25 protein-coding genes are annotated in these 24,522 nt (G+C 68.4%); 12 read left to right on the forward strand and 13 right to left on the reverse strand.

From position 1 onward, the window contains the following. Nucleotides 1–13 precede the first annotated feature (13 nt). The 7 genes from PSR88_RS12330 to PSR88_RS12360 form a co-directional block, all read right to left on the reverse strand. Nucleotides 14–1,579, reverse strand: coding sequence for a TerD family protein (locus PSR88_RS12330; RefSeq protein WP_016882590.1), 1,566 nt, complete (start codon nucleotides 1,577–1,579; stop codon nucleotides 14–16). Nucleotides 1,580–1,587: 8 nt separating this feature from the next. Further along, nucleotides 1,588–2,853 carry a TerD family protein gene (locus tag PSR88_RS12335; RefSeq protein ID WP_011595177.1) on the reverse strand — a complete coding sequence of 422 codons (1,266 nt, stop codon included), beginning with the start codon at nucleotides 2,851–2,853 and terminating at the stop codon, nucleotides 1,588–1,590. 62 nt (nucleotides 2,854–2,915) lie between these two features. Then, nucleotides 2,916–3,794, reverse strand: a complete 879-nt coding sequence (locus PSR88_RS12340) for a hypothetical protein (protein ID WP_016882587.1) — start codon at nucleotides 3,792–3,794, stop codon at nucleotides 2,916–2,918. Then, entirely contained in the window at nucleotides 3,791–4,900 is a 1,110-nt protein-coding gene (locus PSR88_RS12345; protein WP_011595179.1) for a cysteine protease StiP family protein, read from the reverse strand. Before PSR88_RS12345 ends, PSR88_RS12340 begins: the two co-directional genes overlap by 4 nt. Further along, on the reverse strand, nucleotides 4,897–6,180 hold the full coding sequence (locus PSR88_RS12350) for a phosphoribosyltransferase family protein (protein ID WP_016882586.1): 1,284 nt from the start codon (nucleotides 6,178–6,180) through the stop codon (nucleotides 4,897–4,899). Before PSR88_RS12350 ends, PSR88_RS12345 begins: the two co-directional genes overlap by 4 nt. Beyond that, complete coding sequence (locus PSR88_RS12355; protein ID WP_016882585.1) at nucleotides 6,177–7,379, reverse strand: HpcH/HpaI aldolase/citrate lyase family protein; 1,203 nt, start codon at nucleotides 7,377–7,379, stop codon at nucleotides 6,177–6,179. Before PSR88_RS12355 ends, PSR88_RS12350 begins: the two co-directional genes overlap by 4 nt. Before the next feature lie 12 nt (nucleotides 7,380–7,391). Next, a complete protein-coding gene (locus tag PSR88_RS12360) occupies nucleotides 7,392–8,513 on the reverse strand; it encodes a hypothetical protein (RefSeq protein WP_029539185.1) in 1,122 nt (373 codons plus the stop codon). 258 nt (nucleotides 8,514–8,771) lie between these two features. On the opposite strand from PSR88_RS12360, the gene PSR88_RS12365 reads away from it, so the two are divergent. The 6 genes from PSR88_RS12365 to PSR88_RS12390 all read left to right on the forward strand — a co-directional run bounded on the left by PSR88_RS12365 (nucleotide 8,772) and on the right by PSR88_RS12390 (nucleotide 13,115). Then, complete coding sequence (locus tag PSR88_RS12365) at nucleotides 8,772–9,347, forward strand: TerD family protein (protein ID WP_009475137.1); 576 nt, start codon at nucleotides 8,772–8,774, stop codon at nucleotides 9,345–9,347. A gap of 118 nt (nucleotides 9,348–9,465) precedes the next feature. After that, on the forward strand, nucleotides 9,466–10,608 hold the full coding sequence (locus PSR88_RS12370) for a DUF475 domain-containing protein (RefSeq protein ID WP_009475138.1): 1,143 nt from the start codon (nucleotides 9,466–9,468) through the stop codon (nucleotides 10,606–10,608). 80 nt (nucleotides 10,609–10,688) lie between these two features. After that, nucleotides 10,689–11,312: an AIM24 family protein gene (locus PSR88_RS12375; protein WP_009475139.1), complete on the forward strand. Its 624-nt coding sequence runs from the start codon at nucleotides 10,689–10,691 to the stop codon at nucleotides 11,310–11,312. Between the two features lie 5 nt (nucleotides 11,313–11,317). Continuing rightward, nucleotides 11,318–12,019: an AIM24 family protein gene (locus PSR88_RS12380; RefSeq protein ID WP_016882583.1), complete on the forward strand. Its 702-nt coding sequence runs from the start codon at nucleotides 11,318–11,320 to the stop codon at nucleotides 12,017–12,019. Further along, complete coding sequence (locus tag PSR88_RS12385; protein WP_011595185.1) at nucleotides 12,016–12,771, forward strand: AIM24 family protein; 756 nt, start codon at nucleotides 12,016–12,018, stop codon at nucleotides 12,769–12,771. The genes PSR88_RS12380 and PSR88_RS12385 overlap by 4 nt, the downstream gene beginning before the upstream one ends. Nucleotides 12,772–12,881: 110 nt before the next feature. Next, nucleotides 12,882–13,115, forward strand: a complete 234-nt coding sequence (locus PSR88_RS12390) for a hypothetical protein (RefSeq protein WP_011595186.1) — start codon at nucleotides 12,882–12,884, stop codon at nucleotides 13,113–13,115. A gap of 83 nt (nucleotides 13,116–13,198) precedes the next feature. Here the strand turns inward: PSR88_RS12390 and PSR88_RS12395 are convergent, their stop codons facing one another. Together PSR88_RS12395 and PSR88_RS12400 are read right to left on the reverse strand one after the other, a co-directional pair. Continuing rightward, nucleotides 13,199–13,681, reverse strand: a complete 483-nt coding sequence (locus PSR88_RS12395; protein ID WP_016882582.1) for a hypothetical protein — start codon at nucleotides 13,679–13,681, stop codon at nucleotides 13,199–13,201. 53 nt (nucleotides 13,682–13,734) lie between these two features. Further along, complete coding sequence (locus PSR88_RS12400; RefSeq protein ID WP_011595188.1) at nucleotides 13,735–14,184, reverse strand: PPOX class F420-dependent oxidoreductase; 450 nt, start codon at nucleotides 14,182–14,184, stop codon at nucleotides 13,735–13,737. A 216-nt stretch (nucleotides 14,185–14,400) separates the two neighbouring features. On the opposite strand from PSR88_RS12400, the gene PSR88_RS12405 reads away from it, so the two are divergent. Next, entirely contained in the window at nucleotides 14,401–15,741 is a 1,341-nt protein-coding gene (locus PSR88_RS12405; RefSeq protein WP_016882581.1) for a potassium channel family protein, read from the forward strand. A 3-nt stretch (nucleotides 15,742–15,744) separates the two neighbouring features. Here PSR88_RS12405 and PSR88_RS12410 read toward each other — a convergent pair whose 3' ends face one another. From PSR88_RS12410 to PSR88_RS12420, 3 genes are read right to left on the reverse strand one after another with little or no spacing between them, the layout of a single operon-like run. Continuing rightward, nucleotides 15,745–16,149, reverse strand: coding sequence for a RidA family protein (locus PSR88_RS12410; RefSeq protein ID WP_011595190.1), 405 nt, complete (start codon nucleotides 16,147–16,149; stop codon nucleotides 15,745–15,747). A 46-nt stretch (nucleotides 16,150–16,195) separates the two neighbouring features. Further along, a complete protein-coding gene (locus tag PSR88_RS12415; RefSeq protein ID WP_011595191.1) occupies nucleotides 16,196–16,945 on the reverse strand; it encodes an IclR family transcriptional regulator in 750 nt (249 codons plus the stop codon). Between the two features lie 4 nt (nucleotides 16,946–16,949). Next, nucleotides 16,950–17,954, reverse strand: a complete 1,005-nt coding sequence (locus PSR88_RS12420; RefSeq protein ID WP_029539182.1) for a sugar kinase — start codon at nucleotides 17,952–17,954, stop codon at nucleotides 16,950–16,952. Between the two features lie 220 nt (nucleotides 17,955–18,174). Here PSR88_RS12420 and PSR88_RS12425 point away from each other — a divergent pair, with 220 nt between their 5' ends. Genes PSR88_RS12425 through PSR88_RS12440 form a run of 4 tightly spaced genes read left to right on the forward strand, consistent with a single transcriptional unit; the run spans nucleotide 18,175 to nucleotide 23,196 of the window. Then, nucleotides 18,175–19,497 carry an amino acid deaminase gene (locus tag PSR88_RS12425; protein ID WP_011595193.1) on the forward strand — a complete coding sequence of 441 codons (1,323 nt, stop codon included), beginning with the start codon at nucleotides 18,175–18,177 and terminating at the stop codon, nucleotides 19,495–19,497. Between the two features lie 22 nt (nucleotides 19,498–19,519). Further along, nucleotides 19,520–21,136 (forward strand): N-acyl-D-amino-acid deacylase family protein, encoded by a 1,617-nt coding sequence (locus PSR88_RS12430; RefSeq protein WP_016882580.1) that lies wholly within the window; start codon nucleotides 19,520–19,522, stop codon nucleotides 21,134–21,136. Then, nucleotides 21,133–21,762, forward strand: coding sequence for a bifunctional 4-hydroxy-2-oxoglutarate aldolase/2-dehydro-3-deoxy-phosphogluconate aldolase (locus tag PSR88_RS12435; protein ID WP_016882578.1), 630 nt, complete (start codon nucleotides 21,133–21,135; stop codon nucleotides 21,760–21,762). Before PSR88_RS12430 ends, PSR88_RS12435 begins: the two co-directional genes overlap by 4 nt. 42 nt (nucleotides 21,763–21,804) lie before the next feature. Next, nucleotides 21,805–23,196, forward strand: coding sequence for a GntP family permease (locus PSR88_RS12440; protein ID WP_009475153.1), 1,392 nt, complete (start codon nucleotides 21,805–21,807; stop codon nucleotides 23,194–23,196). Here the strand turns inward: PSR88_RS12440 and PSR88_RS12445 are convergent. After that, nucleotides 23,193–24,044, reverse strand: coding sequence for a spermidine synthase (locus PSR88_RS12445; RefSeq protein ID WP_009475154.1), 852 nt, complete (start codon nucleotides 24,042–24,044; stop codon nucleotides 23,193–23,195). The genes PSR88_RS12440 and PSR88_RS12445 overlap by 4 nt on opposite strands. 120 nt (nucleotides 24,045–24,164) lie before the next feature. Between PSR88_RS12445 and PSR88_RS12450 the strand changes: the two genes are divergently transcribed. Beyond that, on the forward strand, nucleotides 24,165–24,494 hold the full coding sequence (locus PSR88_RS12450) for a hypothetical protein (protein WP_016882577.1): 330 nt from the start codon (nucleotides 24,165–24,167) through the stop codon (nucleotides 24,492–24,494). The last annotated feature ends 28 nt before the right edge of the window (nucleotides 24,495–24,522 follow it).

A 24,522-nucleotide genomic window follows, 5' to 3' on the forward strand; every position in this document is an offset into this window, starting at 1 on the left:
CGCGGCGAGGGATCTACTGCCCGGTCAGTGAATCCAGCACCGAGGCTCGGTGGAGGGGGTGGTCCGGGAGCCGGTCGGGTGTCAGGATCCAGTCGTTGCCGGTCCACGGGTCGGAGACGGTGAGGACCCCCGACGTCGGAACCTGCTGCGCGATGCGTTCGAGTACCGCGACACCCGGATCCGAATCCGCGGAGGCACTGTCGCCGACGATGATCAGCGACGTCCCGACCGCGGGACCGTGATCGGCGAGGTGCACGATGCGGGCGGCGTCCTCGGCGCCGAACCCGTGCGGGAAGTCGCCCAGGATCACCAGCTGCGGCTCCGGCAGGGTGTCGCGGATTCCGCTGCGGGCCGCCATTTCTGCGAGGTCGACGCTCTCGGACAGCGCGGTGAGGCGGGCGGTGATGTCGGACGCCGAGGACACGACGGGCGAAGCCAGAAGTGCGCCGAGGGGTTCGGTGAACGTGCGCAGCGAGCCGCTGAGGTCGACCACCTCCAACCGCTGTGCCGCAGGTGACGCGACCAGCATGCGCGCCGCCAGCGCCGCGACCACCGGTGCGGCCTCGGCCGGATCGCCGACGATCCAGAGCGGACGCCCCAACGGGTAATGGACGCAGAACGGCACCCGCAGCTCACCGAGATCGGGTGCGGAGAGCTCGCCGAGCCTCAGCCCGTCCGTTACCGCGCTGCCGGTGACGGGGCTCGTCCAGGCGGCGGATTCGAAGGTGGCCAGTGACCGCGGCAGCAGCGGGTCGATGGCGCGGAGTTCGTCGGCCAGTTGCGAAGTCTCGCCGTCGAATTTGCGCTGAGCCTCGGCGACGAGGGCATCGCACCGCTCCTGCGCCCTGGCCTGCGATTGCACGACCGCCGGACTGTTGCGTGTGGACGGGTCGGCCACCGACTCGGAGAGTTCGTCGTCCAGCCGCGCCTGCGCGTAGTCGCGGGAGGATCGGAAGGAGGCCGCGGACCGGGCGGCGTCCTCGAAGATCATCCACGCTCTCTCGAACGAGTGGGCCGGGTCGAGCGGTATGCCCGCAGGACCGGGTGTCGCCGGAACCTCCTCGGCGACAGGGTGTGCGGGTTCGTCCACCTCGACGCCGTGCCGGGTGACGAGTTCGGCGAGGCCGCCGTCGTATCCCTGCCCGACGGCCCGCACCTTCCATTCGGTGCCGCGCCGGTAGATCTCGAGGCAGATCGCGGCCGCCTCGGAACCGACCAGCGGAACATCGAAAACGACCAGCGGACGACCATTTTCGTCGGTGAGAGTGGCCGACAGCCCCTCCCGGGACAGCGTCGACGGACCGTTCGGGGACGCCGGATCGACACTGACCACGCAGAGCACACCGGCCGCAGCGGCGTCCACCTCGTCCAGCTGCAGCCGGACCGTTCCGTCCGCCTCGAGTTCCACCCCGGCGGCGCGCCGCTGGTTGTAGAACACGAAGTGGTCCGAGGACAGCGTGCGGAGATCGCCGTCCACGATCAGCGCGGAAACGTCGATCGGCGTCGCATCGACCGCGCGGAAACGCAGGACGCGCGACGGCAGCGGGGCGTTCTGCCCCGGAACGAGGTGGACCGTCACCGCCGCCCCTACACGCCGAGGAAGCGGCCGAGTTGAGGCGCAGCCTCACCGGCGTGCTTGGCCTGAATACCCTCACCGATAGCCTGCAGCTTCCACTCGCCGCCCACCCGGTACACCTTGGCCATCACCATTCCGGTGAACGGCATCCCGCCCTGCAGCGTGAACCGGGCGAGTTCGGCCGACGACGTGGTGTCCACGAGGCGGCAGAAGGCGTTCTTCACCTGCTCGAACGTGTGCCCGCGGTACGACGTCACGATGAACACGATGGTCGAGATGTGCGGCGGAATGCGGGTGAGATCCACGAGGATCACCTCGTCGTCGCCGGCGCCCTCACCGGTGAGGTTGTCGCCCTGATGCCGGATCGATCCGTCCTTCGACGCCAGCTGGCCGTAGTAGGCGACGTCGACCATGTTGTTGTCCGCGAACAGGACCGCCGACGCGTCGAGGTCGACGTTGGCGGAACGGTTCCCGAACATGCCGCGCTTCTCGATCGGATCCCAGCCGAGTCCCATCTGGATGTACGTCAGTGCGACGCCACCGTCCTTGCGGAGCGTGACCTTCTGCCCCTTGGAGAGGCTGACCGGTCGCGCCTTGGTGAGACTGACCTCGGCCGGAGCCGACGGGGCGGCTGGCGCGGGGGGTGCAGCGGGAGCCGGGGGCGCGACCGGTGCGGCCGGCGGCGGGTAGGCGGCCTGCGGTGCCGGTGCGGGAGCCGGCGGCTGCTGGACGGGAGCGGCGGCGGGTGCGGGAGCGGCGGCGGGTGCGGGAGCGTCGTCAACGGACACGCCGTGATCGGTGACGAGTGCGGCGAACCCGCCGGCGTAGCCCTGCCCGACGGCCCGCACCTTCCAGGCGCCCTGGCGTCGGTACAGCTCGAGCGCGATGACGATCGACTCGGAGTTCAGCCCCTCGATCTTGTACTCGTACAGCGAGTTTCCGGCGCCGTCGGCGACCCGGGCGGTCGGCGGAGCGGAGCGGCCGAAGCTACTGGTGGCGTCGTCGAGGGTGATGACCGCGCGCACCTGCGCGATGTCGGCAGGCACCGCGCCGAGCGACACCTTCAGCGAGGCCGCCTGTCCGGTGGCTCCGGGGACGAGTTGCACCCCGGGACCGGTCGGCTGGTTGAAGAAAACGAAGTCGGCGTCCGAGCGGACCTTCCCCGAGTCCGTGACGAGCAGCGCGGACAGGTCGGCGGCGGCCGTCAGTTCGAGGGAGACGATGACGTCGTCGACGCTCAGCGGGCCGTTCTGACCCTTGGCTAGCGGAGTGGACACTGCGGTGGTTCCTTCACTGTGGGAGCGTCGGGTTTGTCCCGTTTGGTCTGTTTGCCTACAACCTACAAAAGAGAGCCGAAGGCCGTCGTCCCCGCACCCCGCGCGACCCGATCCGCGAACCAGCGCAGGATCTCCTCACCAGCGGCGATACCGCTACTGCGGGTGACCGACAGGGTCGGGTGCTGCCAGTCGAGGGTTTCGAGTTCGCCGTGCCGGGGGCGGATGGCGGCGTCGGCGGCACTGAGCATGTTGGCGTCGAGGGCCCCGTCCCCGGCCGCCAGCAGGGGCGCTTCCGGCTCGAGCACTCCGTCGTCGACGAGCCTCGTACGGACCTCCGCGACCGCGCGGCCCTTGCACACCGCGTCGGGCATCGTGTAAATCTTGCGACCCTGGCGGGACGCTCCCCATCCCCGGTCGACGCACCAGTCGTTCCACTCCTCGACGAAGCCGGACGGCATCGCGTCGAGGTCCACGACCAGGTAGGAGAACAACTCGTCCGCCACCCGGGACGAACGCACCCAGCTGTCGTCGATGCGGCGGCTCAGCTCGGCGCCGACCTCCACCAGCGAGGCTCCACCTTCGGCCATCGCGATGTCGACACCCGACCGCCAACCCGCATCGGGCACCCCGTCGACGAGGATGTTGCCGCCGTTGGTCGTGATCGCGTACCGCCACGGCGCCCCCGGCAGGTCGATGCGCTGGAACTGGGCAACGGTGCGCGTCGTGGTGGGCACGATCACGGCGGACGCGGTGAGCCGGCGCAGCATGGCCTCGGCGGCCGACGTGACGTAGGACAGCGGCTTGCCGTCGTACACCTCGACGCAGAGGAGGTCCTCGTCGCCGGGCCGCTCGGCCACGTCGCTCTCGGTGACGGCGAGTTCCATGGCCCCGCGCGAGTAGATCATGGTGCGGTCGAGGTCGGTCGCGATCAGCGCGGTCATGTCACATCCTTGATCAGGCCCATACACGAATATGCCAGGCCGGGAACCTCTTCGACGGGGACCGCACGCGCGGCGGCGAGTAGCCGGATGTGTGCGTGCTCCGGGGCGTCGAGGTCGCGGACGAGCACCCGCCACGGCACCCGGCGCAGCAGCACCCGGGTGGTCTCGCCGACGCCCGGCTTCACGAAGTTCACACTCGAGATCCCGTACTGCTCCCGGACCGCCTCGACGGACTTCCAACCGTCCCAGGTGGGGGTGCGGTCCGACCGCAGCAGGTCCTCGACGTCGCCGGGAACGTGCTCGCGCACGTCCCCGAAGGACGCGCTGACGGAATCGAGGAGGTGGTTGGACACGTCCTCGCCCGCGAGGTGCGCGTAGAACTTGGCGCCGTGGAAGTCGCCGGGTCCGATCAGCGTGTCGTTGAGGACGGTCCGCGACACCAGGCCCGACACGGTGGAGTTCAGGCACGCGGAGGCGATCAGGAAGTCGTCGCGGGTGCCGAACGTGCGAGCGCAGTGCCCGGGATCGGCGAGGACGGCGAGGTCGTCGTCGAAGTCGGCGCCACCGGCTTCGCGGTACTCGGCGAGTGCCTGCGACAGCTCGCGGGCGATGGCGCCCTTGCCCGTCCAGCCGTCGACGAACACCACGTTCTTCGAGTCGTGATGACGCGCAAGGTAGTCGAGCGCGACGGCGTCGATCCCCCGGTCGCGGACGATGGAGACGGCGTAGTGCGGCAGCGTCAACCCGTGGACGTCCCGCGCCCAGCGGCGCATGAGCACCCCCACCGGGGTTCCCGCACGCGCCAGTGACACGAGGGTGACGTCGCGGCCCCGCTCGGCCAGCACGAGGTCGGTGACCGTCCCCACGGCGCGCGCCAGCCGGATGGAGCTGTCCTGCAGCACCTTCTCGAACAGCTCGCGGTACTCCGCGTCGGGCTGGTACTCGATGGGCAGCGTCTCCGCGTAGTGGGACTCACCCGACTGGATGCGGCGCTCCCGCTCGGCGACATCGGCTTCGAGGTCGACGTGCGACAGATCCTTGAGCAGCCAGCCCACCTCGTCGGTGGAGTACGAACCGAACGCCGGGCCGGTCAGCGGCGCCGTCACGTCGACGCTCCCGCACGTGCGGCGCGCAGCGACCGCGGGTCGGCGCCGGACACGACGGCCAGGAGCACATCCGTTCCCGACGCGGTGAGCACGTCGAGGAGTCCGCCGGCCGCAGTGAGCCGGTCGGTGTCGGCCGCGGTGTCGATCACCGCGACCACGACGGCGTCCTCGCCCGGCCACTGGGCGTTGTAGACGAAACGCGGCTGCTCTTCACCGTTCTCGGGCGCCGTGAAGCGGAATCCTCGGCGCAGCGGGTAGCCCGGCTGGTCGAGCACGTAGGCGGGTGACCGCGTCGTCGTCTGGAATCGAACCCGGAAACCGGACGTGGCGAGCGCGTCCGCGATTCGCAGGGGCAGGTACATCAGCTCTTCGTGTCCGACGACGATCACCGGCCGCTGCGGGTCGAGCCGGTCCCGGAGCACCGCGGCCGCCGACGCGACGGCCGCATCGAACTCCTCGGTGTCTTCCCGCAGGAATCCGTGCCGACCACCTTCCGGAACCGCTGCGGGCCACGGTATGTCGGCACGATCGACGGTCCCGGTCCGCTCACCGATGGGGTTGAGCACCGGTTGCGGAAGGGCACCGACCGAGTCGATCAGGCCGTCGGGAAGCTCGGTGCGCCCCACCGCCAGACTCACGCTGTCGATCTGCACTCCCAATTCGGTGGCTGCGGCGTCGACGGCGTCCCGGTGGCCCTGCTCGCGCATGTCGACGAGCGACGCCACGACGTAACGGCTACGGGGATTCTGCCGGTGCAGCGCGCGGATCGCGTCCACAGCGGTGGCGCCGGTGGAGATCTCGTCGTCCACGAGGACGAGAGGGCGATCGCCCGTGAACAACTCGACGGACGTCGGCTGCAACTGGTGGCTGGTTGCATGCGAGTGCCCCTCCTCGAACCCGGCGGACGTCCCGATCTCGGGTACGTCCCGGCGCGTGGAGTGCAGGTAGCACCGGGCGCGCAGCCGGGCCGCGACACAATGCCCGAGACCTGTTGCGGTTTCGGCGAATCCGAGCACCACGGGATCTGCATCCGGTCCGAGAACCTCGGCGACCAGATCGCCGAGGCGGTCGCCTGCGCCGATCACGGCACCCGGGTCGGTGGGCACGTGCTTGCCGAGGACCGTCGAGACGAGCAGGTGGGCACGTCGCGGGTTGCGCCGCAGGCCGGGCTCGACGAGTTCGGGGATGGTCAGCCCCGTGCCCGAACCCACGTGGGCGAGCGTCAACCCCAGGTGTTCCGTGGCCCAGGGCACTGCGCGCACGGCAGTGGGTGAGCTCATCGGACGGCCAGTGCGGTCAGTAGATCCACGAACGTGATTCCCTCGTTTGTCACGCCGAACACCTTCGCCCGGACGAGTGTCTTCTCGGCCCAGCTGCGGTGCGGGCGCATTTCGTTCATCTTGTTGCGATACCCCGACGCCTGGACGCCGCCGACGCTCTCGGCGCCGAGAATGTCGAGCGCATCGTGGTACTCCTCGTGTGTCACCGCGGACAGGGCGTGCACGGCCGCGACGTGCGTGGGGTGGATGACCGTCTTGCCCTGGATGCCGTTGGCGCGGTCGAGGGCGATCTCCCGCAGCAGACCGTCCAGATCCCGGCTGACCAGCTGCTGACGGAACCGCACCTCGTTGTGCTCCTCGAACGGCGTGGCGCGCAGGGTCGGCCGGAACATCCGCTCGTGGTCGGCGAAGTACTCCCACACAGGACCGGTGATGACGTGTCCCGTGTCGTCGGCGCGGCCCAGGAAGTTGACGATGCCGGCAATCGCGTCCGCGACCACTCGCACGTCGTAGATCGTCAGGTCGCGGTCGCGGCGGATGCCGAACGTGGCACACATGTCGGTGGCGCCGATGCGCACGGCGAGGATCCGCTCGCGGTGTTCGACGAGCAGTTCGCCGATCTTCGCGAGTTCGTCGTCGCGGGTCTCCCGGTGCACCAGTGCCGGCGATTCGAGCACCGGCATCGCGTACAGGTGCTTGCCGAGCCGCTCCGACGCCGCGGCCAGCTCGTCGAGGAACGCACGTCCCGTCGCACCACCGAACTTCGGAATCACGAATCCGGACAACACCTCGACGCCGGTGGTCAGCAGGTCGGCGATCCGCCGAAGGTCCTCGGCGGCCCGCACCCGGACGAACAACTGCATCCGCGCACCACCATGGGTCGCGAGCCGATCGAGCGCGTCGACGGCGTTGAGCAGCGCCGCTTCCACCTGGTCGTCGGCCACCGCGTCCTCGAGGTCCAGGACCATCGAGCAGACACCGTCACCGGACCGGCGAAGGATCGTGTCCGCGAGGTCGGACCTCGTCGCAGGCACGTACAGCGTCGCGCCCAGCGCGACGGCCAGCACCGTCCGATCCTCGTCCGGCCCGAGCGCCTGCGGAGCGTGCAGGAACAGCCGGCCGTGCGTCTCGGGATCGAGGTGGTGGAAGTGCCGAACATGCCGCACCGCCGCCGTCGTGACCTCTTCGCTAATGCTCATCGTCCCCCCGTGTCATCGCTGTCCTGTGCGTCCTCTCATCTTCTGAACCACCTCGGCGATGAACGCCGACACGGCATCGAGCTGGGCGACGTACGCCCAGTAGTCGGGATGCCTCCCGGTCAGTGTCCCTGCAATTCGGTCTATCCGCTCGAGCTGAGCGTCGAGGACCGACCCCCATTCCCGCACGAGACCACGATTGACAGCCAGCATCTGGGCGTCGCGGAGGCGAAATCTGATCTCGTTCTCCTTGGCCCGCGGGTTCTCGCGGACCTCCCGCAGCAACAGCAGGCGATCGGTGACGCCGTCGACGTTCGCCTCGGCGTCGACCAGATGGGTCCGCGCGGCGGCGGTCAGATCGAGCGCCCCCTCCGGATTCCCGGCGGTCAGAGCCCTCTGCGCCTGCTGCAGATCGGTTTGCGCCTGCTCGATGTGCCTGCGGCTCTCGCGGTCGTTGTGGACGAGATCCGCCGAACTGGCCGCGTTGAACTCGCGCAGCAGGGCGGAGTAGGCGGGCGCGAGCCGTTCCGCCCGCGTCTGCACCGCGGCGATCCTCGTCGTCACCGACGACACGGCGTGAGCGGCGTCCAGTTCCTTGGACGGGGCCGCGGCCAGTGCCTTCTCGAGCGCCGCCGACTCCTCCCGCACACGCGCTGCCGCTTCCCGGACCGGGTTGGCTCCACGGGCACCCTGCAGCGCCACGACTGCGGCGTCGAGTGCCGCACCCCGATCGCGCACCGACGGGTAGCCGGCGTACGCGCCGCCCTCGGTCTGCACCCGCTGCTGCGCCGCGGAGGCGACCTGAAACGCCTGCTGGGCGAGTTGGGGTACGGCCGCCAGCATCGCGGTCGACTCCTCGAGATGGCCCCGATGTGTGCGATAGAACTCGTCGAGAGACTGCGTCGCCGCCACCAACTGCCGCGTCACCTGCTCGTACGCGGCGGCCGCCGCGGGTGTCTGCACGTTCTCGAATTGGTCTTCCGCCGCCAGATACGCCGTCGCGGCCTGGTAGCACCCGTCGCGAACCGGTTCCCAGGCCCGCCGGATTCCGCGTTCCGGAGTCAGCTGGTCCGAGGCGTCCACGGCCGCGGCGGCGATGCTCTGCCGGTTGTCCATATCGAGAAACGCTGCGACCATCGTGTCGTGGGCGCGACGAGCCGAGTCGTCGCCCCGGGCTCTTCCTCGGAAGCGCCCCGCCCATCCGCTCGTCACGTCCTGAATCGTACTGGTCGGGCCGACAACACCGAGTGGTCCGGAATTGCCTGTGCACAAACCTGTGGACAGTTCGCGGGATGGGACAAGTCGGACAAATTCATTATCGTGGTGTTGCACGACGAACCCGGAACTTCGACAGTTGTCGAGGGTCCACCCACCTCCTCTCGAAAGGACCCCTGAATGGGCGTCAGCTTGACCAAGGGCGGCAATGTTTCTCTCACGAAGGAGGCGCCGAACCTGACCGCGGTGGCTGTCGGACTCGGATGGGATGCCCGCTCGACCACCGGCACCGACTTCGACCTCGACGCCAGCGCCATCGGTGCGGGTGCCGACAAGAAGGTCGTGTCGGACCAGCACTTCGTGTTCTTCAACAACCTGCGTTCCCCCGACGGCTCGATCGAGCACATCGGTGACAACACCACCGGTGCGGGCGAGGGTGACGACGAGGTGATCAACGTCAACCTGGCGGCGGTCCCCGCGAACATCGAGAGCATCCTGTTCCCCGTCTCGATCTACGATGCGGAGACCCGTTCGCAGTCGTTCGGTCAGGTCCGCAACGCCTACATTCGCGTCGTCGACCAGGCCAACGGCAACGAGCTCGCCCGCTACGACCTGTCCGAGGACGCGTCGACCGAGACCGCTATGGTTTTCGGCGAGCTGTACCGCAACGGCGCGGAGTGGAAGTTCCGTGCCATCGGCCAGGGCTACGCGTCCGGGCTGGCCGGTATCGCGCGCGACTACGGCGTCAACGTCTGACAGTCGTTTCGTTCTCCAGCCGGGGGAGGGTTTCACGGCCCTGACGTGAAACCCTCCCCCGGTGTTCGTCCTCCTGCAGTAGCCACCCTGCATGCCCACTAGAGAAAGGCCACGCTTCGTGGTTCTGCGAATATTCGGTCTCTCCTTCGCCGTGACGGTGATCTCCCTGATCATCGCGGCGATCTACGGAGGCCCCCAGGCCGTCCTCCTCGTGGTGATCCTGTCGATCCTCGAGATCTCGCTGTCCTTCGACAACGCCGTCATCAACGCCACCGTGCTGCGCCGGATGAGCGAGTTCTGGCAGAAGATCTTCCTCACCGTCGGCATCGTCATCGCGGTGTTCGGCATGCGCCTGGTCTTCCCCCTCGTCATCGTGTGGCTCGCGTCCGGCCTCGGCCCCGTCGCCGCCCTCGACCTGGCACTCAACCCGCCCGCCGACGGTGCCGCGTACTTCCCCGACGGCAGCGCCAGCTACGAAACCCTGCTCACCGACGCCCACCCGCAGATCGCGGCGTTCGGCGGCATGTTCCTGCTGATGCTGTTCCTCGGTTTCATCCTGGAAGAGCGGGAGATCACCTGGCTGTCCTGGCTGGAGAAGCCCCTCGCCCGCGCGGGCAAGCTCGACCAGCTCGCCGTCATCATCGCCGGCGCCCTGCTGCTGATCACCGCCGCGTACATCGCCCCCGAGGACACCGTCTCCACGGTGATGATCGCCGGCGTCCTCGGCATGGTCACCTACATCGCCGTCAACGGTCTCGGTGAGCTGTTCAACACTCCCGAGGGAGACGAAGACGGCGAACTGGTCGAAGGGTCCAAGGGCGGACCGACCGAGCTGGCCAAGGCCACCGGTAAAGCCGGGTTCTTCCTGTTCCTCTACCTCGAGGTCCTCGACGCGTCGTTCTCCTTCGACGGTGTGATCGGCGCGTTCGCGATCACGTCCGACCCGATCATCATCGCCCTCGGCCTCGGCTTCGTCGGCGCGATGTTCGTCCGTTCCATCACGGTGTTCCTGGTCCGCAAGGGAACCCTGTCGGACTACGTGTACCTCGAGCACGGCGCCCACTGGGCCATCGGCGCACTGGCCGTGATCCTGCTGGTGTCCATCGGCTACCACGTCAACGAGAACGTCACCGGACTCGTCGGCGTCGCCCTCATCGGTGCCGCCTTCATCTCCAGCATCGTCCGCAACCGCAAGGCCGTCGCGACGGCGGGTCGAGCGGAAGACGACGTGGACGAGCAGGACCCGGTGTCCGTCGGCTAGGTTCTGCCTGTACTCACATCCAGCGGCAGTGCTCGTGACCCGGTCACGGGCACTGCCGCTCGACACTGGAAAGGGCACCCATGGGGCGGCTGCTCGACAAGTCGAAGAAGGTGGTGGAGGCGCAGCTCGCCGGAACCACCATCCGGGCGATACAGGGTTCGATGATCGCCTACGAGGGCAATGTCAGTTTCAAGTCGGCAGGTTTCGGTGGCGGTGACGGTGTGCTCGCCGGAATGAAGAGGCGCGCCACGGGCGAGGCGCTGTCGCTGATGGAATGCTCCGGCCACGGTGTCGTGTACCTCGCGGTGGGCGGTCAGTACGTTTCCGTCGTCGACCTGGCGAACGAGACCCTGCAGGTGGAGTCGCAGCAGCTGCTCGCCTTGAGCGGCAACCTGAACACCAACGTCACGTTCACCGGACTGCGCGGCGGGGTCGGCGGTCAGGGCCTGTTCACCACGACGGTCTCCGGCCAGGGGCAGGTGGCACTGCTGTCGGCGGGCGGGCCACTCATCCACCTCGAGGTGTCGCCGCAGTACCCGCTGGTGGTCGATCCCGACGCGTTCGTCTCGGCGCGCGGGCAGGTGACGCAGTCGTTCGTGACCGACGTGTCGTGGCGTAACGCCGTCGGCCAGGGCAACGGTGAGGCCTTCTCCCTCAAGTGGGACGGTCACGGCGTCGTCTCCATTCAACCGGCAGAGCGGTGAGCCCCATGGTCTTCTCGAAAGTGAACTCGAAGGTCGTCAAGGTCGACGTCGGCGCCGCCGGCGGTGTGGTGGCGCGCACGGGTGCGATGCTCTTCTACACGGGTCGGGTGCAGTTCTCGCCGCATCAGGTGCCGGGTTCCCAGTCGATGGCGGGCATGGGTGGATTCACCCGGATGGCCGGACGCATGATGCAGGGTGAGCACGAACGCACGATGCTCGCGCAGGGGCAGGGCGAGGTGCACTACGGTCACGCCGGGCTCGAGGTGCACGTCGTCGACATGTCGCAGGGCGGCGCGCTGTGCGTCGAGGCCTCCCGGCTGCTCGCTCACAATGCGGGACTGCAGAGTTCGGTGATCTCCGTGACGAGTCAGGGCGGTGGTGGCGGCGGACGCGGCATGCTCGGCGCCCTGCGCGGCGCGGCGGCAGGCGCCCTCTCCGGTACCGGAATGTTCACCACGCAGTTGTCCGGATACGGGTCGGCGGTCCTCCTCGCACACGGCGGCTTCATCGAACTCCCTGTCGGCGGCCCGAATCCGGTCTTCGTCGACCCCGACGCCTTCGTCGGCACGTACGGGAGCGTCCAGGTGGAACTGAAATCCGCCGTCGGCTGGCGTGAGGCCATGGGCCGCGGGGTCGGGGAAGCAATGCAATTGCAGTGCACGGGTCAGGGCATCGTCTACGTTCAGGCTTCGGAGGAGAAACTGTGACCGCCATCCACAATCCGTCGACTCTCGGCGCCAGCGACAACATTCCCGACAACAGCTACGCATTCTGCATCGACCTCACCGCGCCCTGGTTCATCCGCAAGGGTGCGATGATCGCCTACTACGGGCAGATGCAGTTCCAGGCACTGACCCACGGATTGCACGGCGCCGCACTGCACATGGTCGCCAACCAGTTCTCCGCGCCGCTGTACATGGGCGATTACGCGGTGGCCGAAGGATTCGGGAAGTTGATCATCGGCGACCGCGGTTACGACATCAACTCGTACGACCTCGACGACGGCAACCTCACCATCCGGGCGTCGAATCTCCTTGCGTTCGAACCGGGTCTGGCCCTGAACCAGTCCATCGTGCCGGGCTTCCTGACGCTCATCGGGACCGGCAAGTTCCTGGCGTCGTCCAACGGCCCGGTGATGTTCGCCGAGCCGCCGCTGCGGATCGACCCCGAGGCGCTCGTCGGGTGGGCCGACTGCCCGTCCCCGAGCCACCATTACGACCAGGGGTGGATCAGCAACTTCCTCGCGGCGGGCGCCCACATGATGGGAATCAACTCCGGGGAGGAACGGCAGTTCGACTTCACCGGCGCCGGAACGGTTCTGATCCAGTCGAGCGAGAAGGTCCTCAGCGACACGCATGTCGTGCGCAGCATCGAGGGTCAGATCCACGGCATCACCCCGAGTGGTCTGCAACGGCTCAACGGCGTGATCGCCGCCAAACTGGCGGAGCAGCCTCGCTGACACCCAGGAGATTGACAGGCTGAGCGAAGAGTTGTGGCAGGGACGGGGAGCAATCTCATCTGTGTCAGGAAGTTCTGACACCGCATCCGATACGTTCCAGGAGGAACCGCATGAAGTCCGTCGTCACCAAGGCCGTCGCAACCGGTGGTATCGCCCTCGCAGCCCTCGGCATCGGAGCCGGCGTTGCCAGCGCCGACCCGGTGGGCCACAACCCCGCCCCCGCCCAGCAGCAGCAGGCACCGCAGCCTCAGGCGCAGCAGCAGCAGCACGCTCCGCAGCAGCAGGCCCCCGCGCCGAGCCCGCACGGATTCTGGTTCTTCGGCACCTGGGTTCCCCTGCCCTGATCTGCGTTCCCCTCGCAGGGCGAAGGTGCCCTTCGACGCTCCCACGGCGCCGAAGGGCACCTTCGTATGTCTACCCGCGACGACTAGCGGGCGGGTCGCATACTCGGATTCGGGCCGAGCGTGATCGTCCGGGTTCTCGGCAGAAGTCCTATTTCCTTCCACCCCGCGGTCAGCGTGATCGTCCCCGACTCCGGGTAGTCGCTGATCCAGTAGTGCGGCGCGGAGTGATATTCGGACGCGTCCGCGGCGTCGGACTTCGACGTCGAATGCGGGTGGCGTGGATCGGCGACACCCTCCATGTCGTCGACCTGCACGTTCACCGCGAGATACGACCACCGTGCCGAGGGGTCGTCGGGATCGTCCAGCGGACGCGTCTCGTGCCGCGCGAGATCAGCGGATCTGCCTCTCGCCGTCAGCTCGACGCGCAGCAGCATGCCCGTCGGGTGCGCGACGACCTCCGCCAGTCGCAGGCTCAAGTCGCGGCTCGTCACGAGCTCCACCGGCCCGTGTACCACGATTCCCTCCGTGGCAGGCGGCGGTGCCGCCGGCCACCGTCTCCTGCGCATGACTCAATCGTCCCACCGGCTCCGACCGGCTGCCACAGCTACGTTTCGCACACTCAGGACAACTGGGCCATGCCGTACACCTTCGACGCGCGGACCCGGAGTACCTGCCGGTGCTCGGACACCATCGCACGGCGGAACTCTTCCCAGTCGTCGTGCTCTTTTCCGGACGCGAACCGGAACACGTCGACGAGCTCGTCCGCCGCCGGATCGTGCGGATCGGCCGCGACCGCGCTCAGTTCCGCGTCTCCCTCCACGACCGCGTAGCTCCAGAAGTCGGTCGCGCTGACGTGCAGCGAGACCCGCGGGTCGCGGGCGGCGTTCCGGGTCTTGGCCCGATCCGCCGTCACCGACACCCTCGCGGTCTGCGTTGCGGGGTCCCAGGCATAGATCACGTTGGACAATTGCGGGCGCCCGTCGCGTTTGATCGTCGCGAGGACCGCACGGTTGTGTGCGGCAACGAGGTCGAGAAGTGGGCGCCGGTCGTCATTCGCATCGAGGGTCATATCTCACCCAACCACGGTCACCGAGGCGGTGTTCCCGGCGACCCTCGGCAGACTCGTCCTGGCGATACAGCGCGCTCCTACCGACGAGTAGAGCGAACATGTCGCAAAATCATTGGCCGATAACGTGTTCCGGCTACTCACCGGTAGACGTTCTCGTGTGGGATCTGCGGTTCTTCTCGGGTACGCTCTCGTGATCCCGAGCCGGAAGGACCACACGTGAACGACCCATATCTCGTCATCGGCGAAACCACCGTGGCCCGACGGGTCTGTGCATCCCTCCGCGAAAGGGACTTCGACGTACGCCATCTCGTCGCCCCCGACGACGACGAACTCCGCCTGGCGATGGCGGACGAACCCCGCGGTATGGCCGTACTGGTGCGCGACGACGTCGTCGCGCTGCGCTACGCGCTGGCGGCCGCGCACATCTCGGCGTCGATCCCGTTGGTGGTGACGATCTTCGACCGCACGGTCGCGGACCAGCTGTCCCAGCTGCTTCCGCAGTGCGAGGTGACGTCACCCGCAGATCTCGCCGCACCGACGCTCGCCGGTCCGTGCCTGGAACCCGAACTCGTCGCGGCCAGGCACGCGGGCGAGCACATGCTGACGGTCCGCATGATCGACGGCCACCCCGAGGGCGCGCACGTCGACCTGCCCCGGCGGAACTGGTGGCGCACCGCGGCGACCGGCGCGACCGGACTGTTGCGGTCGCACGACATCGGCACGCGCATCCTGCTCGGTGGGCTCGCGGGACTCCTCGCGGTCCTGTTCGCCGACTGGCTGTGGCTGATGCTCGGCCAGCACGTGGCACCGCTCGACGCGTTCAACGAGGCGGTGCGGGTGGTGACCACCGTGGGCCCGGGAACCGATACCCACGGCAGCCCCGCCTACGCGGTGTTCGCCTCGGTGGCGATGCTGTTCACCGTCGTCTTCACGGCCATGTTCACCGCCGGAATCATCGAGCGCCTGCTCGGCCCCCGCCTGGTCGGCCTGGTGGGCAGCCGCGTCCTGCCCCGCTCCGGCCACGTCATCGTGGTGGGCCTCGGCCAGGTCGGGCTCCGGCTGTGCCGGGAGCTACAGGCTCTCGGTGTCGCGGTGGTGGGCGTCGAACGCGACCCCCAGGCGAAGAACCTGCGGCTCGTGCGGTCGATGAACATCCCGACCGTCGTGGGGCACGGCGGCGACCGTGAACTCCTCGAGCGACTGGGCGTGGGCCGCGCCCTGGCGCTGGCAGCCGTCGGCTCCGACGACCTGGACAACATTGCGGTGTCCGTGGCCGCACAGGCCTTGTCGCCCGGGCTGCGGCTGGTCCTGCGGGCCGGGGAGCAGGAGGCGATCGCCGAGACGCGGTCGTTGCTGCGGCTCGGCATCATCCGCGACGTCACCAGCCTGAGCGCCACGTACGTGGTGGCCAAGCTGATCGGCCTGCAACCGCAGGGGGTCGTGGCGGACGGCAGCCACCTCTACCTGGAGGTGCCGACGACGGAATCGTCCGAGCCCGTGTTCACCGAGCTGCCCGTGTCGCCGCGGATGAGCTGTCGGCACCTCGTCACCGCCTGACGACTAGCCGGTCACTGCCAGCGCGTCGATCTCGACGAGCATGACCTCGTGCGGGAGGTCGACGAACACCGTGGTTCGACACGGCAGCTGTCCGCTCGGCACATTCGCCGCGATGAACTCTCCGTACACGTCGTTCATCGCGGCGAAGTCGTCCCGGGTGGTGAGGTAGACGCGGAACATCAGCACGTCTTCCACGCTCGCGCCGCCGGCTTCGAGGATCGCCTTGACGTTCTCGAGGGTGCGACGGGTCTGCTCGCGCACGTCGCCCTCCGCGATGTACTTGTTGGTGACGGGGTCCATCGGACCCTGCCCCGACACCTGGAGCAGGTTGCCCTTCTTGATGCCCTGGCTGAACGTGTGCGCGGGGGCGGGGGCGCCTTCGGTGCGGATGACGGTGGTGTCGGACATATCGACTCTCCTGTGTGTCGTTATTTTTCGGGTGGACGGGGGACGGTCAGGGCTGGGCACGGTATCCGCAGTCGCGGGAGATCCGCGCCCCCACGGCCTGAAGGGGTTCGAGCAGGTCGAGGACGCCTTCGTAACTGAGCACGACGTCGGGCACCGAGACGGAGACGGCGGCGACGACGCGGCCGGACGCGCCACGGATGGGCACCCCGATGCAGTTGACGGACGGCTCGTTCTCCTCCTGATCGTGCGCCCAGCCCTGCTCCCGGACCGTGCGGATCTCGTCGAGGTAGCGTTCGGGCGTCGTGATCGTGTTGGCGGTGCGGGCGGAGAAGTCCATCGAGTCGACGATGGGCCGCAGTTCCGAGTCCGGCAGATCGGCGAGGATCACCTTCGCGACCGCGGTGGAATTGAGGTTGGCGCGCAGTCCGATTCGCGAGTACATCCTGATCTGGTCGTGCGATTCGAGTTTGTCGATGTACACCACGTCACCGCCCTCCATCGCCGCGAGGTGCGTGGTGCGCCCGTATTCGCGGTTGAACGCGACGAGGTGCGGCGACGCGATGCGCCGGACTTCCCGCTGATCGGTGGCCTGCGCGGCGAGCTCGAAGATGCGGGAACCGAGGTGGTACTGGTTGCTGTTGTCGCGGAACGTGAACCGCTCGTCGGACAGCGTTCGCAGCAGCCGGAGCACGGTGGTCTTGTGGACCCCGGTGGATTCGGCCAGCTGGTCGAGATTGGCGGGACCGTTGCCGAGTTGCACCAGCAGGTGCAGGGCGCGGGAGACACTCTGACTCATCCGTTCACTCCACTTTCTCGGGAAAAAAACCGTCGGCGGTGACGCTCGTTGCCGCCCAGTCCGATTCGGAGCACCGGAGCAACTCGTCCAGCAGTTCGGCGGGCGGCGGTGGCGCCGAGTCCGCGGCCACCGTCAGGGTGACGGCGGCACCGATGTGTCCGCGGCGCAGGCACCGCGCCTGATCCTCGCCGCGCACCACACCGCTGAGATATCCGGCGGCGAAGGCATCGCCCGCGCCGACGGGTTCGACGACGTCGACGCGGAGCGCGGGAACAGCCACACTGCGGCCACTGCGGTCGACAGCCAGCGCCCGGTGCGCTCCGTCCTTGACGACGACGGTGGCCGGGGCGGGCAGGATGAGCCGCAACTCGTGCGGATCCGCGGTGCCGAGAACACGGAGGGCCTCGTCCGCGCCGACGAGAACAAGATCGGCGAGATTCGCCAGTTCCACGACCATCCGCGGGTCGCCGTCCGGCCACAGTTGCTCACGCCAGTTGACGTCGAAGCTGACCACACCGGAGATTCCCGGCCGGTCGCGGAGCAGTCTCCGCATCAGCGCGAGGCACGAATCGGACAGGGCCGGTGTGATTCCGCTGCAGTGGACCACGGCGGCGCGGCCGAACAGGTCCGCGACCGCCGGCCTGTCGAGGAAGCCGGGATCCATGGCCGACGCCGCCGAACCCGCGCGGGAATACAGGCTGTCCGTTCGCGGCTCGCCGTGCTCGTCGAGGGCGGTGGATTTCGAGTAGTGCCCGGTGGGCCTGTCGGGATCGACCTCGATCGCGCGGACGTCGACACCCCGGGCCTGCAGTTCGGTGCGGATGAGGGTGCCGAACTCGTCGTCGCCGAGGCGTCCGACCCAGGCGGCGGGGACACCCAGCGCGGCGAGCCCGGCGGCGACGTTCGCCTCGGCGCCGGCCAGGTGGAGTGTCGAGTCCGGGGCCACCAGGACCATCGCCTCACCGAGGCACGCGACACCGGACTCGGGGATGGGGGTCGATTCCTGCACTTGTTACCTCTACGACTGCTCGGACCGGCACTGGAGTTGCGTTTCGAGAGCCCTCGCCCCGGCGATGCATGCCACACCGGACCGTTGACGATGACCCAGGCCAATGCTAGACATAGGTGACTCAAAAACGCAATCAACGTTGCATAGAGCGCAACGTTGCACTTCACGGCACTCCCCCGATGAAGGCCAGCCCCACAGAACCCGAACGACAGGATCGACGATGACGATCAGCGGACCGGACACACTCGATTCCGGTGCCTTGGCGGAGCTCGACGAGTTGCGCTTGTCCGACGTGGACAAAGCTCTCCCCTCCACGGCGAACGGCCTCACCAAGACCGAATTCCTCGGAACGCAGCCGCGGCTGTCCGCCTTCAGCACACCCGTGATGGTCCTCGACGAGACGGCCATCGCCGGCAATCTCGACACCATGGCGGCCTGGTGCGAGGCGCACGGGGTCGACCTCGCTCCGCACGGGAAGACGACGATGTCTCCGGTGCTGTGGGACCGGCAGATCCGCAGCGGCGCGTGGGGCATCACGCTGGCGAACTTCGGTCAGCTCCGGGTGGCGGTGCGATTCGGCGCGCGCCGGGTGCAGATCGCGAACTCGCTCGTCGACCCGACCGCGCTGCGGTGGCTGGCCGAGCAGATGGACGCGAATCCGGAACTCGAAGTATTGATGTGGGCCGACTCCCCGCAGACGGTCGATGCGATGACCGCGGCGCTCGCGGACGTCACGGTGGTCCGACCGCTGCCCGTGCTCGTCGAACTCGGCGGGGAGGGAGGACGCACCGGCGCACGCTCCGTGGCCGAGGCCGTGAAGGTGGCCGAACGTATCGGGGAGAGCCCCGCACTCCGGTTGGCCGGCGTCTCCGGTTACGAGGGAGCCCTCGCACACGATGCCTCCGAGGAGTCCCTCGCCCGGGTCCGCACATACCTCCGGTCGATGGCCGAACTGCATCGCCGGCTCGAGGCCGAGGGCCGCTATCCCGAGGGTCGCGACGTGTACGTGACCGCGGGCGGCAGCGCCTACTTCGACGTGGTCGCCGAGGTGCTCGCCGAACTTGCCGGTGGCAGAACCAAAGTGGTGGTCCGCGCCGGCGCATACATCATCCACGACGACGGCTTCTACACCGGGATCTCACCGTTCGGCCGCGGCGAAGACAGGCAGGCGCGTCGGCTCACGTCGGCGATGCACACGTGGGCCCGGGTGGTGTCCCGCCCCGAGCCGGGCCTCGCCCTGCTCGACGCCGGCAAGCGCGACGTCCCGTTCGACGAAGGACTCCCCACCGCGCAGGCCGTCGCCGGCCAACTCGGGGCGACGCCACGGCCCCTCGACGGCGCCGAAGTGACCGCCGTCAACGACCAGCACGCGTTCCTGCGGCTCGATCCCGCACGACCCGAACACGATCTGCGTGTCGGGGACGTCGTCCGGCTCGGTCTCTCCCACCCGTGCACCGCGTTCGACAAGTGGCGCTGGATTCCCGTCGTCGGTGACGACTCCGACGATCCCGTCGTCGTCGACCTGATCCGCACGTTCTTCTGATCCCCGGCCGAGGACACACACCATGACCACTCTGATCCGTTCCGCCACCGTCGTCGACGGTTCGGAGGCGCCGCGGTACCGCGCCGACGTGCTCGTCGACGGTGACCGGATCGCCGAGATCCGGCCCGAGGCAGATCACTCCGAGACCGGACACCCCCGCGCGGATCGTGTGATCGACGCCGACGGCCTGGTGCTCGCGCCCGGTTTCATCGACATGCACGCCCACTCGGATCTGCAGATCCTGCTGAACCCCGAGCACCCGTCGCGGATCACCCAGGGCGTCACCACCGAGGTGCTCGGGCAGGACGGGCTGTCCTACGCACCCGTCACCGACGACGTGCTCGCGGTGGTCCGGCGCAAGATCGCGGGGTGGAACACCGATCCCGAGGATTTCGACTTCTCCTGGCGGAGTGTGGGCGAATACCTCGACCGACTCGATCGCGGTATCGCTACCAACGTCGCGTATCTCGTCCCGCACGGGGTCGTGCGGGCGCTGGTGGTCGGCTGGGACGACCAGCCGGCGACACCGTCGGAGATCGAGGAAATGCAGCGGATCCTGGCGCAGTCCATGGCGGAGGGTGCCGTCGGGTTGTCCGCAGGGCTGACCTACACGCCGGGGATGTACGCGGACAACGAGGAGTTGCTGGCACTGTGCCGGACCGTCGCCGAGTACGGCGGCTACTTCTCCCCGCACCACCGGTCCTACGGCGCCGGCGCCATGGAGGCCTACGCCGAGATGGTCGACCTGACGTCGCGGGCCGGGTGCGCTCTGCATCTCGCCCACGCCACGCTGAACTTCGGACCCAACAAGGGCCGCGCCCCGGAACTGCTCGCCCTGCTCGACACGGCCGAATCCGCAGGCGCGGACATCAGCCTCGACACCTACCCCTATCTTCCCGGCGCCACCACGCTGTCGGCGATCCTGCCCAGCTGGGCGTCGGCGGGTAGCATGGAACAGACGCTCGATCGACTCCGGGATCCGGTTGCGCTCGAACGCATCCGGGAGCATCTCGAGGTCACCGGCTCCGACGGCTGCCACGGGGTGATCGCCGAGTGGCACACGCTCGAGATCAGCGGCGTGCAGAACACGGAACTCGACGACTACGTCGGGAAGACCGTCGCGGACATCGCCGCCGCCGAGAACCGCGACCCCTTCGACGTCTGCATCGACATCCTGATCCGCGACCAGCTCGGCAGCGGCATCCTGCAACACGTCGGCCACGAGGAGAACGTGCGCGCAATCATGCAGCACCCCCGGCACACCGGCGGCAGCGACGGACTGCTGGTCGGCGCGAAACCGCACCCGCGCGGGTGGGGAACGTTCGCACGCTACCTCGGGCACTACAGCCGCGACCTCGGCCTGATGTCCCTCGAGGAGTGCGTCGGTCACCTCAGCGGCCGAGCCGCGACCCGGTTGCGGCTCGTCGACCGCGGCTTCGTCCGCCGCGGCTACGCCGCCGACCTCGTGCTCTTCGATCCGGACACGGTCAGCGACACCGCGACCTACGCGCAGCCGCGCCAGGCGGCGGCCGGTATTTCCCACGTATTCGTCCGTGGCCGCCTCGCCCTCGAGGACGGCCGCCTCACCGGCGCGACCGCCGGAAGATCGTTGCGCCGCGAAGAAGGAGCAGTTCGATGACCGAGATCGACATTCTGCGTGCCGACCGGGTACTGACGGTGGTGCGAGCGGAGACCATCCCCGACGCCGCGGACCTGTGCCACGCACTCGCCGAGGGTGGAATCCGGACGGTCGAGCTGACGTTCACCACGCCCGATGTGCTCCATCATCTCGGCCGCGCCGCCGACGCCGCAGCCGCGGCAGGCAGCATCCTCGGCGTCGGAACCGTGATGACCGGCGATCAGGCCGCCGCCGCGATCGACGCCGGCGCCCGGTTCCTCGTCACCCCCGGCATCCGTCCGGACGTCGCGAAAGTCGCGACGGGACGGTCGGTTCCCGTCTTCCTCGGCGCGTTCACCCCCACCGAGGTGGCCATGGCCGTCGACCTCGGCTCGGCCGCGGTCAAGATCTTCCCCGCCAGGCGGCTCGGCCCCGACTACCTGTCGGACCTGCACGGCCCGTATCCCGGCGTGGAACTCCTGCCGTCGGGTGGGATCAACGATTCCAACGCCCGCCAGTTCCTCGACGCCGGCGCGCTGGCCGTGTGCGCGGGCACCAGCGTCGTCCCACCGTCCAGCGTCGCGGCAGGCAACTGGACCGACATCACCGACCGCGCACGATCGTTCGTCGCCGCGCTCTCGAACTAGACCCACTCTCGCCCGACCCCACCCACCTCCCCTGGAGACGCAATGACGTCGTTCGTCGACTGGCTGCAGCACGACACAGCCGGACTACTCACTCTCGCAGCGGTATCCATCGCCGTGCTGTTGATCCTCATCATCAAGCTGAAGCTCGAACCGTTCATCGCGCTGATCGTCGTCGGTGTCGGCGTCGCGCTCATCGCGGGAGTGTCGGTGGTCGAACTGGTCGGCACACCGACGTCGGCGGCCGACTCGATCCTGGAGAAGGGGTTCGGCGGCATCCTGGGGCATATCACCCCGATCATCGGCCTGGGCACCGTCCTCGGCGCGATGATGGAACGCTCCGGGGGCGCCGACGTCCTGACCGAACGACTACTGAAGTTGTTCGGGCCCAAGGGCGCTCCGCTCGCGATGGGTGTCACCGGCCTCGTCCTCGGCATCCCGGTGTTCTTCGACATCGGCATCTTCATCCTCGCCCCGCTCGTGTACGTGGCGGCGAAGCGCGGCGGCAAGTCGCTGGTGATGTACGCGATGCCGATGCTCGCCGGTCTGTCCATGACGCACGCGTTCCTGCCGCCGCACCCGGGCCCCGTCGCCGCGGCCGGGCTGCTGCACGTCGACATGGGCTGGATCATCATCATGGGCCTCGCCTGCGGTATCCCCGCCTGGTTCGTCAGCGGCGTCGTCTGGGGTAGCTGGATCGGCAAGCGGGTGATCATCGAGGTCCCCGACGAATTCATCCCGGAGGAGAAGGAAGCCGACAAGAACCCGCCGCCGCTCTGGCTGATCTCGTTCATCATCCTCGTGCCGATGGTGCTGATCCTCGGTGCGACGGTCGGCAACGTGGTCCTCGAAGAGGGCTCGACGCTGCTGTCGGTCCTCATCTTCCTCGGCACGCCCACGATCGCGCTGACCATCGCCGTCCTGCTGGCGCTGTACCTGCTGGGGACCCGGCGCGGAATCACGGCGCAGGAGATCGGTGCGATGTCCGCGGCGGCGTTGAAGCCCGTCGGCATGATCCTGCTGGTCGTCGGTGCCGGTGCGTTCTTCGGCGCGGTGCTGCGGGCCACCGGAGTCGGACAGGCCCTGGCAGACTCGATGGACGCACTCGGTCTCCCGGTCATCCTGTCCGCGTACCTGATCAGCTGCGCACTCCGCATCGCCCAGGGTTCGGCGACCGTCGCCATCGTCACCACCGCAGGCGTCATCGAGCCGTCGATCGCAGCCGGAAACTATTCGTCCCCGCAGATCGCCCTGATCGTGATCGCCGTGTCGGCCGGATCCATCATCGCCAGCCACGTCAACGACGGCGGATTCTGGATCGTGTCACGGTATTTCAACATGTCGGTGAAAGACACCCTGAAGACGTGGACGGTACTCGAAACCATCCTGTCGGTGGTGGGCTTCGCGATGGCCTCGCTGATCTGGGTGCTCGTCTAGCTCCCGGAGTCCGCATCGCGCAGCACCCGCGCCGCACCGGCGAACGTCCGCACCTGCCGGTCGTCCCAGACATGGGCAGGCACACCACCGCCCAGCAGCGTGCGGACGAGCGCGGGGTCGTCGCCGATCGGCACGTCGCTGCCCGCGATCACGATGTTGCCGTAGCGGCGGCCCTTGAGCATGGCGGGATCGGCGATGATCGTGGTGTGCGGGAACACGCTGCCGATGGTCGCCGCCTCCCGGCGCGCCAGGACGAGGTCGCGGGTGTCGCCGCAATTGACCGCATAGATCCCGCCGGGCGCCAGCACCCGTCGCACATGTCCGGTGAACTCCGTCGTCGTCAGCGGCGCCGGAGTCGTGTTCCCGGCGAACACGTCGCGCACGATCAGGTCGCGGCTGGACTCCGTCAGCGTCTCCGTGACCGCCCGCGCCTCACCCACCCGCAGTCGCAGCAACGGTGCCCGCGGGAGGTCGAACCATTCGCGGACCAACTCGGCGAGCTTGCCGTCGAGTTCGACCACCACCTGCCGGGCGTCCGGATACCGGGCGGCGAGATGCCGGGCAAGGGAGCAGGCGCCCCCGCCGAGGTGCAGGGCCCGCACCCGCTGATCCGTCCCCCAGTGCGAAGCGACCAGTTCGGCGATCCACCGCATGTACTCGAAATCGAGGTGCGTCGGGTCCGACAGGTCGATGTGGGAACTCTCGACCCCGTTCACCTTCAGCACCCAGCCGTGCGGATTGAGGTGGTCTTCGGTGAGCTCGCACGTGCCCGTGTCGATCGGGTACACGCCGGCGACGGGACCCCCGTCGGTTGTCCGGGCAGCCTGACCGCCGCGCTGCCTGCCCATCGTCCGTCTTCCCTACTGCTCGCGCCGTCCGCTCGCGTCTGCTGCGAGAATCGTCATCCCACGATACCGGGACGAGACACGGGTGACCTACCGTTGTGACGCGCACGAGAAGGGAAGACGATGGAACCTCAGGAAGTCGACTTCGCGCACACCGAAGGCGCTGCCAAGCGACGTCGCGAGAAGGCGATGGGACTCGCGCGGTACGTGTGGGATCGCGGAATCAGCGGTCAGGAGCTCCTCGACCTCACCGACGGCACGCTGCGGAAACTCGCCCGGGCGGCCGGATCGAACCCGCCGAGCACCATGGAGACGTGGCTGACCGTGGTCGAGTTGCTCGACCAGAAGTCGGCGTGGGCGGAGCGCTACCCCGACCATCCCGCCGCCACCCCGGCGCACCGCGACGAGAAGATCATGTGGGTGAAGCCGCCGATCGTCCCCTGGACCGACTGACCTGTGAGTACTTATTAACCACGGGCGG

Origin of the sequence: Rhodococcus sp. DK176 (genome assembly GCF_038447315.2) — a bacterium.
In the GTDB taxonomy this organism is placed as follows: domain Bacteria; phylum Actinomycetota; class Actinomycetes; order Mycobacteriales; family Mycobacteriaceae; genus Rhodococcus_F; species Rhodococcus_F jostii_A.